Consider the following 11,109-nt stretch of genomic DNA (forward strand, 5'->3'; position numbering starts at 1 on the left):
TCAGCCTGTTTTTTCGACACGGAGGAGAATTTGATAAATCCGGCTTTGTTCGGGCAGCTGTGTCACCGGAAATTGCATCGATTGCGCCATTCGTGTGATTTCCTGTAAAAACAGCTGCACCCGCTCATCCACGTGAACATACGTATAGGACTGCTTTTTCACAGCAAATGTCTCTTCCGGAAAGAGTGTGCGCACCGTCTGCGGCGTAAAAAACCGCAAGTGGGTGCGGTCGAGAATGCCGGCGTCTCTGTATGTCCAGTCACCGAGCAGAAGCGGGAACAGCGCTTCGGCGTGGGAAATATTCGGAATGCTGCAAACGATTGATCCGGCAGGCGACAAATAGGATGAGTACGTTTCAATGACGCGCCACGGGTCTTTTAAGTGCTCAAGGATGTCGGCGAAAATGATGCAATCAAAAAAGCCTTCCGGATAAGGGAGCTTCACTTCTTCGACATCTTCCTGCAGCACCGCTTCATAGTGTCCTTTTGCCGCTTGCGCCGCCAGCGGGTGCAGTTCTATTCCGTACAGTTCGCAAGGCTGTCTGTTTTGAAGTTCCAGCCCCGTAGCCCCCGCGCCGCAGCCGACATCAAGTATCCGTTTCGCCTCCCGGGGCACGAGCTCCGCAATTTCCGGTCTCGGATGAGTAAAGTACGTAAAATCAGTGCCCCATTTTTCCGTAAAACGCTGGCGGTTCTCCGAATATAACTGATTGATATTGATATCCTGATTAGCCGTAAACGTCGCGTGCCCGTGGTGATGCACAAAGGCATCGAGGGCGATGTGCAGGCTGTAGCCTTTTTGCAGGGCTCGCAGACATAGGTCATCATCTTCAAAAGAACCGTATCCGAATTGCTCATCGAACGGGCCGATGTCTTCAATGACGCTTCTTTTCACCAGAAGACAGAAGCCGACAAGGCGCAGCACCCGCTTTGTATGATGCTTTTCCCGTGCGCAATACGCCTCCGCGAATGATTCCAGCTCATCAAGCGATTGATATGCGTCATGGATCATTTGCGCGCCGCTGACATAGTTGCTGACGGGCCCGACCATACCGGCTTTTTCAGAATGATACAGCACCCTCAGCATGGAGGTGAGCCAATTTTTCGTGACCATCGTATCGTTGTTCAGAAACAGCAGATTTTCTCCCCCTGCCGCTTCGATACCCTGGTTGCACCCCTTGGCGAACCCGAGGTTTTTTTCATTTAGGATGACTTTGACGTCAGGCAGATTTGATATGTATTCTCTCGTTCCGTCTGAGGAACCGTTGTCAACTATAATCAGTTCAATCTTATCTTTGTCGGTGTATCGTTCAATGCTGGCCAGACATTTTTTCGTCAGCTCAAGTTCATTATATGTAAGGATAATAATACTCGTTTTCACCGGCATCCCCGCCTTTATCGTGACTTTATACAACGTATGACATATCCCCGTCATTTATGTGACCGGGCGCCCGCTCGGCATCCGTTTTGAGGGGCCGGTGAATAACCGCCCCCCTAAAACTGAATATTACGGATGAACTGTCCGCCGATTTGATTCTGATCCCGAGCCTCCGTTACGGCTTTTCAGATCCTGCTCAATTTCTTCAAGGCTTTTCCCCTTCGTCTCGGTCACTTTAAACCGGACGAACAGGAATGCCAGTATCCCGATCGCGGCATAAATGAGAAATAAATAGCTGATGCCGACTGCTTCCATTAACATCGGATAGATTAATGAGACAATCAATGTTCCGGCATGCAGCATCAAAGTGGAGACACCCGTCCCGATACCCCGGACATGCAGCGGGAATAATTCAGGAAGCATGACCCATACGGCAGGCCCCCAGCTGACCGCAAACACAATGATAAACAGGCCTAAACAAATCACCGTTGTCCATGATGCGGCTGCTGAATGTTCAAAGAAGAGATTGACCGCGGCCAATACGAGCAGGCTGATGACCATGCCCGCATTTCCGGCCAGCAGCAGCGGCTTCCGGCCGATCTTATCAATGACTTTAATAGCCGCAAGCGTCATGATGACATTGACGGCGCCGATTCCGACCGTTCCCAATATAGACGCGGAATTGCCGAACCCGACACTGGTAAATGTTTTCGGGGCGTAATAAATAATTGTATTTGTCCCGATGAATTGCTGCAAAAAGGCAAGTCCGAGGCCGGCAATCAGCGCGGGTCTCACCCACGGCTCAAACAATTCTTTCAAGCCGCCTTCGTTTTCCTTTTCCGCTTCTTTCATCTGATCAATCTCATCATCAATATTCTTCGTTCCCCGCAATGATGAAAGGATTTCTCTTGCTTTCTCTTCTTTGCCGATCGTAAACAGCCAGCGCGGGCTTTCCGGCATAAATAAGATTCCGATCAGCAGAATGACTGACGGCACAACCGCAAGTCCAAGCATCCAGCGCCAAGCGCCTGCATCGGCAAATATATAGTTCACGATATAAGAAACGAGGATTCCGACCGTAATCATCAGCTGATTCAGCGAAGAAAGCGCCCCCCGTTTATGCTTCGGAGCCAGCTCCGATAAATAGAGCGGAACGATCGTTGTAGATGTTCCGACAGCCAGTCCGAGAATGATCCGGAAAAGAACCATCACCTCTGTATTCGGGGCAAAAGCGACTCCTAAACCGCCTATACAAAACAGCAGCGCCGCTCCCATGATGGCCTTCCGCCTGCCGAACCGGTCGGTCAGTTTGCCGGCGAATCCCGATCCGAGAATCGCCCCCGCCAATAACGAACTGACGACGAGGCCTTCTGTAAAGGCGTTCAGTCCCAGTTCTTTTTTCATAAATAAAATAGCTCCGGAAATGACTCCGGTATCATATCCGTATAACGCGCCGCCGAGTGCGCCGAAAAAATAGAGCCATTTATTCGAGTGTATGCTTTTCATGTTATTTAGACTCCCTTCATCCAACGCTGTATCCGCGCGGAATTGTTCTACTGCTTCTTTTGCCTGTTTCCGTCCGTTTCAAACCTTCCGCACCGTTAATATCCATTATTTTACTAATTATTTTTTACAAAGCGACGAAACATTTCCCGCTTCCTGCCGTCCAATATAATGTGAACCTGATGCAAAAATAACAGTAGATGTTGTCGAAATAGAGAGAAAGATTTGGAATTTTCTCATTTACAGAGTTGCTCCAAGTCAACAATTATGGTACGCTTCACAAAGAATAGAAACGAGAGGTAATGATATGGAAGAACGATCTCAACGCAGAAAAAAGAAAAGACGCCTCAGAAAATGGGTGAAATTTGTACTGGTATTCGCCGCTTTCTTATTGGTGATCGCCGGTTCCGTCGGCACCTACGCATTTGTGAAATTGAATAATGCGACCAAAGAAGCGCACGTCAGCCTTGACCGCGGCGACCAGTCCGTAAAACGGATCAAAGAATTTGACCCGAAGAAGGATTCTTTCACCGTATTGCTTTTAGGAATAGACGCCCGTGACAGTAAGGGTGAATCAGTAGATGACGCAAGAAGTGACGCCAACGTGCTCGTCACCTTCAACCGGAAAAAGAAAACAGCGACGATGCTCAGCATTCCGCGGGATTCCTATGTCAACATCCCGGGACACGGCTATGACAAATTCGCGCACGCACATGCTTACGGCGGTTATAATTTAACTTATAAAACAGTAGAAAACATGCTTGATATTCCGGTAGATTATGTGGTTGAGAGCAACTTCGACGCGTTCCGCGATGTCGTCAATGAGTTGAACGGCGTTACGGTAAATGTGAAAAGCCAGAAAATTGCCGATCGTATTAAAGTCGATACAAAAGGAAAAGTCGTGCTGAAGCCGGGCGTCCAGACGCTTGACGGTGAGCAGGCACTGGCTTATGTAAGAACACGCAAAGCGGACACCGATCTGATGCGCGGACAAAGACAGATGGAAGTGCTGAGCGCCATTATTAAAAAATCTAAATCGTTAAGCTCGATCCCATCTTATGACGATATCGTCGACAGCTTAGGGAAAAACTTAAAAATGAACTTATCTCTTAATGACGCCATCGGTCTGTTCCCGTTTATCACATCGCTGAAATCGGTGGATTCTTTGCAGCTGACAGGTTCAGACAGTTATATTTACACTCCTCAGTACGGCAAAAATATTTATTACTTCAAGCTGAATGAGGAAAACCTTCAAGAAGTGAAAACGAAATTAAAAAATGATTTAAACGCGTAAGATGTCACGGCGGGGTTAGCAAATCCCGCCGTTTTTCTGTTGAAAAAAAGGACATGAAGGTATAGCCTTTTAACTGACGGCTTTCTGCTGATTTCGCACAAAGCTGAACATACTACATGAAGCAGCTTTATTTTTAAGGAGGGCATCCATACATATGAAATTGATAGCCATTGACTTAGACGGCACATTACTGAACTCGGACAGTGTGATTTCTCCGGAAAACAGAGCGGCTTTACAAAGAGCGGATGAAGCGGGCATTCTCGTGGCCATCTGCACGGGCAGAGCCACATTTGATGTAAAAGCGCTCTTAAAGGATTTGGATATTCCGATCATTGCGGCAAACGGCGGGACAGTCCATGACAAAGGATACCGCCTCGTCAGCCGGCTCTTAATGGATCAGCAGGCCGGGAAGGATATCGCCGCTTATTTAACGGACAACGACATTTACTTTGAGGTCTATACAGATGATCATCTGCTGTCCCCGTTTGACGGCGAGTCCAAACTGCAGGCAGAACTGGACATTCTGAAAAGCGCCAATCCCAAGGAAGATATTCGGACATTATGGGAGGGCGCAAAGACGCAGTTCAAACAATTCGGCATTAAACCCGTGCAGGATATACAGGCGATTTTTAACGGAGACGAACATGTTTACAAGCTTCTTTGTTTCTCTTTTGATATGGAAAAACTGAGAAACGCCAAAGAAGAAATTACACATCATCCGAAATTATCCCAGACATCTTCCGGGAAACACATTATCGAAATCCTCCCTGCCGGTTCCGGAAAGGGACGTGCTCTGACGGAGCTTGCCTCACTGTACGGAATTGAAAAACAGGATATTTACGCCATCGGCGACAGCCCGAATGATTTCTCCATGTTTGAAGCGGCGGGAAACCGCATCGCCATGGGCAATGCGATTGATGAACTGAAGGAAAAAAGCACGTTTATTACAAAAAGCAACGATGAAAACGGCGTCGCATATTTCATCAACCGGCTTCTCGACAACGAGCAATAAAAGGCAAAAGCCAGGTCTTTCACGGCCTGGCTTTTCACGTTTCTCAAAAAAGGAATTCCCAAAAATGAAAATAAATTGTAAGATAAAGAAAAAAGGAGTTTCATGATGTCGAATGCAATCGCTATTATAGGATGTTTAGCTTTTCTCTGCGCAGTCGGATACGGAATATTCCACCTCATATGCAAAGCGGCAAAAAAAGAAAAACATTTTTCAAAAAAGCTGTTTTGGCCCCTTCTCATCGGCGGATTTATCCTGCTTCTGACCGGCGCCTCCCTCGCAGAGCCGGACGCCTCGGCCGTGAAGGCAGAGGAGAAATACAGCACCCTTGATACCGCTTATCAAAAATTGACGAAGGAACACCAGGCGCTTGAGAAAAAATATGAAAACATCAGTGCCGCGGCCGAAAAGGAGAAATCCGAAGCCGAAGCCGGCAATGAAGAAAAACTCAGCAAACTCAGCCAAGAGATAAGCGAGCTGAAAAAAACAAACAAATCACTCAAACAAGACAATGAGAAATTAAAAAATTCACAAAAGAAGCTCGAAAAGACCGCTGAAACGCTTCAGTCAGAAAATAAATCTTTAAAGCGGCAGAAAGCAGAAACAAAAACATCCGAAAACGCGGAAACGGCGCAAAACAACGCCCCTTCCTCCGGCGGACATGCCGAGACGAAAGCAGCCGGCACCTCACAGGGATGCGACATTAAAGGCAGCCGGAACGGCATTTATCACACGCCGGGAAGTACATACTACGACCGGACGACAGATCCCGCGGAAATGTTCTGTTCCGTAGAGGATGCGGTAGCGGCCGGATACAGAGCGCCGAAACGGTAAAAGAAAAAGACGTCAGAGACACTCTCTGACGTCTTTTTTTACGGGAGCCGGATGCTGCCCGCATATTTGTCCTTCCAATAAGCGCTTGTGTTCATATTTGTTATGGTAACGCCTGCGGACACGGTGACATGAATCACTTGTCCGTTCCCGATATAAATGGCCGGATTCAGGCTTTCCGCTTTAAAGAAGACCAGATCGCCGGGCTTCAGATCTTGTTTATCGACCGGAACGCCCGCCTGCATCTGCTTGTCCGCATAACGCGGCAGGCTGATTCCTTTCACTTTTTGATAGATGTATTGAACAAATCCCGCCGTATCAAAGCCGGTTTCCGGTGAAACGCCGCCTTTCAGATAAGAAATTCCGATATGATCGGCCGCTGTGGACACAACGGGATTTTCTTTAGAAATGGCTAAATTGCTGAATCGGCGCACCCCCGTAAAATGTTTTTTCCAATAATCTTCCGACAAGTAAGAAATGGTGACTTTTGCGGAGCGGCTTGCTTGGATGAACCTTCCCTCTCCCGCATAAATGCCCGCATGGGAAATTCCTTTTTTATACGTGTCGCTGAAATAAATCACGTCCCCGGGCTTTATGCCGCTCAGTTTGATTTTCTCACCGACCAGCCACTGCTGTTCCGCAGATCTCGGCAGGTAAATGTGAAGCTTGTTTTCAAAAACATATTGAACCAGCCCCGAACAGTCGAATCCCTCCTCGGGCGTGCTTCCGCCGAATACATACGGAATGTCGAGGTAAAGGGCTGCCTCCTGAACGATCGGATCATCAGCCAGTTCCGGATCTTTTGTAATCCGCTTTGCGCCAAGATATAAATTCATCCAATAACTGCTTTTTTGAAAGCGTGTGACGGTTACGCCTTCAGACGGAGAACTGTGTATCATCTCTCCGTTTCCGATATAAAGACCGTCATGGACGGGCGCGTTTTGTGTTGAATCCGACTTTTTGAAAAACACAAGATCTCCCGGTAAAAGGTCATTTTCTTTGACGGCGGTTCCAATCTTCCATTGATCACTGACCGTTCTCGGCAGATGGATGTTCTGCCTGCTGAAAAGATAATGGATCAATCCGGACGGATCAAAACCGTCCTCAGGCTCTTCGCCTCCGTAAACATATTTATTTCCGACAAGTTTTTGCGCGTCTGAAACGATCAGGACAGAAACTTGAGAATCCGCTTCAGCAATTTCCGTTCTCGTTACTGCGGGTGCCACAAGACAAATCATAAGGCCGGCAAGGATGTACTTCCTCCAGCTTGTGAGCATGTTTTCTATTCACTCTCCTTATTTTTGGTAGTTTTTACATCGGTAACTTTTAACAAATGTTTAGGAGAGTACACAAAAAAAGAATGCCCGATATGGGCATTCTTTACTGGATTCGGAACAAACAATATGCCGGCAAGCGGAATCATGCGCTTATTTTGCGCCCGCTGTGTCCTCTTGCTGAATTTTTTGCATTTCCGTGTCAATTTTTTGTTTTTCCTGATCTGTGAGCTGATCATTGTATTTAAACGCTGACATAAACATAAAGACCATAATGATCGCGGCAAACGGCCATCCCGCTTTAATGATTTTCATTTGTTTTTCACTCCGCTTTCTTTTTTAAGATATCGCTGTGATCCACATCAAACGTTAATTTTCCATCCTTGACGCTCCAATCGAAATTCGATTCTTTCGTCAGTTCACGTACGATCGTTTTATGATTGATGCTGCCTTTTTTAACCGGTGCAGGCGTTGCTTCATGAATATTCATCGGCGTGACTTCAAAGCGTCCCGTGCCGTTTTTCTGCAGATGATATTGAACAAGCGCCGTGTCTCTCGTTCTTGTCCACCCCTGGTCGAATACGAAGTTGCCCAGGCTGTAGAAAATAACGGTGCCGTGGTACATTTCGATCGGTTCCAGCACGTGCGGATGGTGTCCGACGATAATATCCGCTCCGGCATCTGACATTGCTCTTGCCAATTGGCGCTGTCTGTCATTCGGATCATTATCGTATTCCTGTCCCCAGTGTGTTTGAACAATGACAAGATCGGCTTTCTTTTTGGCTTTAGAAATCATCGGAATAAACAGCTCTGGATCGGCCGGAAGCACACCCGGCGCATTTCGTTTAGCTGCAAATCCTTTTCCGGAAACATCAGTGAAACCCAGTGTTGCGATTTTGATTCCGTTTACATCTTGATACGAAATGTTCTGCTCGGCTTCCTTCAGCGTGAGGCCCGCGCCGACAAGTTCAAGATTTTGCTTTGAAAACTCTTCAACCGTATCCCGCATTCCTTGAGGGCCGTAATCCATCGCATGGTTGTTGGCTGCCGTAAGAACGGTGAAATTCATGTCCTTCAATACTTTTACGGCATCTTTGTTTGACTGAAGGTGGATATTTTTTTCTGCTTCTTTGTAGTTCTTTTTATATGTAACCGGGTTTTCAAAGTTCCCCGACACATAGTCGGATGCTTCGAAGAATGGCTTTGCGTAACGGAAGACACTCTCCGTGCCTTTATGCTTTGTCACTTTCTCGACATTCCGGCCCATCATAATATCTCCGACGAATGAGGCTGATACAAGGTCATCTGCATTCCTTTTCACACTCGGCGTTTCCGCCTTCCCTGTCAGGATGCAGACGAACATCAGGCAAAAGACGATCGGCAGCGCGATAAAAACGTGAAGATTGGTCTTCTTTTTCTGCTGTTTGGTCAGCTTCAGCAGTTTTTCTTGAAAGCTTAATTGTTTTTTCATCGTTTGACACACCTTACATTAGATTAAGTAGTAAGCAAACATAATGGCAAAAGTTGCGCCGCTTAAGAACAGCGTGCTGGCAAATGTAATCGTTAATCCCTGTTTCTGAATGGTATTGGCGATCAGACCCGGTACGATGATACCGATTCCGCGGAATTCTGATATCTCAAACGGTACGATCGGGTAAAGGAAATCAAGGGCGATTTTTAAGCAGATTCCCGTTATCAGCATAGCTGCGAACTTTCTGCGTCCGTACAAAATCATAAATCTGGATAAACCGTATTTGACGATCACGTATGTAAGAAGACTCACTAACAATACGAGTAAAATAAAGACCGGCTGGTTAAAAACGAGCCCTAAATAACCCGGCACGACTAAACCGGCAGGTACGATACCTGTTTTTTCCGCGAAAATTAAACTGATTAACACGCCTAAAATAAGTGAGATGTATAAATCTGATCCGAACATTTATCCTTTTCCTCCTAGCTAACGAGCTGTTTCACCTTATACTCTTGAATTTTTTCAATTAATGGTTCCGCTGAACCGTGGATATTGCCGACGCCATATATGACACGGTTTTGCATTCTTGTTTTCAGCACGTCCATGATTTCGTCTGTTGATTTATATTCCAGATCGTGCAATGTATCGGCAGGAATCTTGCCTTCTTCATAAGCTCTGACGATCGGTTCTGTCGTCTCGCCGATGAGTATGAGTTCCTTCGTTTTAATGTACGGAAGCACGTCGTTTGCGAACTGAATCGTTCTGTCCACACGGTCGGCGCGGCAGTTCATGATGACGATCGGTTCATCTGTCGGGTAGCCGATTTCCTTTACACGTTTCCATATATTCAAAGTAGAAGATGCATCATTTGCGGCAAAGCCGTTTACGAAATGACCGGGCTCCTTCGTGCTGAGCAGCGGCAGGATTCTCATGGCGCCAGGATCAGGCGGCGCATTCAGCATTCCTTTAAACGCCGTTTCTTCATCTATCCCAAGAGCCTGGGCAACGCCGAGCGCAAGGGAAGCGTTATCAGGAAAGACCATATATTCAAATTTTCGAAGGTATTCATCTGTAATTTTAGAGTTATCCGCAATAATGACCTCGGTATTCCGCTCTGCGGCTTTTTCTTTAAAGAAGTCTGTGTATTCACTGTCTGTAATGACAAGGTGACCGTTATACGGTATCGTCGCGGTAAAAGCTTCAGCGATTTCATCAAGCGTCGGCCCCATGACGTCCATATGGTCTTCAAGCACATTCACGATGACGCCGATGTTGGCTTGAAGGAGTTCTTCCTGAAAGATAATCTGATAATCCGGGTTTACCGCCATACATTCACTGACAATGGCATTGGCGCCCCGTTCTACGGTTTCCTTCATTACTTCTTTTTGCTCGCCGATATTCGGGCCCTGCGGTTTCCGTTTGATCGGTTTCTCCTCAGGTGTATCCCAATAGATCATCCTTGCATCTGTTCCCGTCGTTTTTCCGACTGTTTTGTAGCCCGCCTCCATCAGTATTCCGGTCGTCAGCCTTGTTACGGTTGACTTTCCGCGGATACCATTAATATTGACGCGTACTGGCAGAGCATCGATATTCTTCTGATGCCGCCTTTTTTCAATGATTCCGATGATTAGTACGGCAGCACAGGCTATAATGAGTAACCACATTGATTTTTGACATCTCCTTCTGTATTGATAAATTCATTCATCAGTATATAGCTTCACTATGAATTCTCAATCGGCATTATGTAACATAATCTTCCCGCTTTCACTGAGCCAAACTTCTCTATTAGTGACGCTATTCTTCCTATTATTGAATTGCTTTTTTTGGGAATAGGCAGGACTTCAACCTTACTTCAATTTTTCAAAAGAAAAATGAATGCGTTTACATTTCCGCACAAAAATTCATTTGGACCAATGGAACTATTCGCGTTCCGGAAGAAAAAGATGTAATGATAATCCATCTTTTCCAGCCCGTTTGTATCAGCGTTTTTCGCACTGCGCATACGTTTCGGGACTCTCTGTCCGCTGTGTGCAGACTGCCTGTTTTGTTAAGGATAAGGTCTTAAAGTCATTTATTTCTCCCCCGTATCCTGCTTTCAGTCCCATTCCAAAATAACTAGCGGAATGACTGGTACATGACAGAAAAAGACGGGTCCGGAGTGTTTACAAGAAATACACATTTTATATGCGGAAAGCCTTTCTCCTTTTAAACCATTTACAGGACGTTTATCACTCTTTTGAAATAATTTTAATAAATCTTTATATTCGTTCAAGAAATATTCATCCATAATTGTGAAGTTCTTGGTAAAACCATCGAGGAACTCCTCTATTTTATAAAATGCATAAAAAAG

10 protein-coding genes are annotated in these 11,109 nt (G+C 46.1%); 3 read left to right on the forward strand and 7 right to left on the reverse strand.

The annotated features are described in order from the left end of the window. Nucleotides 1–1,413, reverse strand: coding sequence for a bifunctional glycosyltransferase family 2 protein/class I SAM-dependent methyltransferase (locus NYE38_RS17605; protein WP_022553879.1), 1,413 nt, complete (start codon nucleotides 1,411–1,413; stop codon nucleotides 1–3). A 93-nt stretch (nucleotides 1,414–1,506) separates the two neighbouring features. After that, nucleotides 1,507–2,883, reverse strand: coding sequence for a sugar porter family MFS transporter (locus NYE38_RS17610; RefSeq protein ID WP_340801859.1), 1,377 nt, complete (start codon nucleotides 2,881–2,883; stop codon nucleotides 1,507–1,509). A gap of 304 nt (nucleotides 2,884–3,187) precedes the next feature. On the opposite strand from NYE38_RS17610, the gene NYE38_RS17615 reads away from it, so the two are divergent. The 3 genes from NYE38_RS17615 (at nucleotide 3,188) to NYE38_RS17625 (ending at nucleotide 6,017) form a co-directional block, all read left to right on the forward strand. Next, nucleotides 3,188–4,174 carry an LCP family protein gene (locus NYE38_RS17615; protein ID WP_014419036.1) on the forward strand — a complete coding sequence of 329 codons (987 nt, stop codon included), beginning with the start codon at nucleotides 3,188–3,190 and terminating at the stop codon, nucleotides 4,172–4,174. A gap of 154 nt (nucleotides 4,175–4,328) precedes the next feature. Continuing rightward, nucleotides 4,329–5,186 (forward strand): Cof-type HAD-IIB family hydrolase, encoded by an 858-nt coding sequence (locus tag NYE38_RS17620; protein ID WP_174747352.1) that lies wholly within the window; start codon nucleotides 4,329–4,331, stop codon nucleotides 5,184–5,186. Nucleotides 5,187–5,291: 105 nt separating this feature from the next. Further along, complete coding sequence (locus tag NYE38_RS17625) at nucleotides 5,292–6,017, forward strand: membrane protein (RefSeq protein WP_021494855.1); 726 nt, start codon at nucleotides 5,292–5,294, stop codon at nucleotides 6,015–6,017. Between the two features lie 38 nt (nucleotides 6,018–6,055). Here NYE38_RS17625 and NYE38_RS17630 read toward each other — a convergent pair whose 3' ends face one another. From NYE38_RS17630 to pgsB, 5 genes are all read right to left on the reverse strand, one after another. After that, a complete protein-coding gene (locus NYE38_RS17630) occupies nucleotides 6,056–7,291 on the reverse strand; it encodes a C40 family peptidase (protein WP_022553881.1) in 1,236 nt (411 codons plus the stop codon). A gap of 150 nt (nucleotides 7,292–7,441) precedes the next feature. After that, nucleotides 7,442–7,603, reverse strand: a complete 162-nt coding sequence (locus NYE38_RS17635) for a hypothetical protein (RefSeq protein ID WP_003151344.1) — start codon at nucleotides 7,601–7,603, stop codon at nucleotides 7,442–7,444. 7 nt (nucleotides 7,604–7,610) lie between these two features. After that, nucleotides 7,611–8,759, reverse strand: a complete 1,149-nt coding sequence (locus NYE38_RS17640) for a CapA family protein (RefSeq protein WP_007614174.1) — start codon at nucleotides 8,757–8,759, stop codon at nucleotides 7,611–7,613. An 18-nt stretch (nucleotides 8,760–8,777) separates the two neighbouring features. Then, the gene (pgsC, locus tag NYE38_RS17645) at nucleotides 8,778–9,227 is read right to left on the reverse strand and encodes a poly-gamma-glutamate biosynthesis protein PgsC (RefSeq protein WP_003151340.1); all 450 of its coding nucleotides are present in this window, start codon (nucleotides 9,225–9,227) and stop codon (nucleotides 8,778–8,780) included. Nucleotides 9,228–9,241: 14 nt separating this feature from the next. After that, nucleotides 9,242–10,423 (reverse strand): poly-gamma-glutamate synthase PgsB, encoded by a 1,182-nt coding sequence (pgsB, locus tag NYE38_RS17650; protein WP_003151337.1) that lies wholly within the window; start codon nucleotides 10,421–10,423, stop codon nucleotides 9,242–9,244. Nucleotides 10,424–11,109 lie beyond the last annotated feature (686 nt).

Origin of the sequence: Bacillus sp. EU63, from assembly GCF_038592915.1 — a bacterium.
Classification (GTDB): Bacteria; Bacillota; Bacilli; order Bacillales; family Bacillaceae; genus Bacillus; species Bacillus velezensis.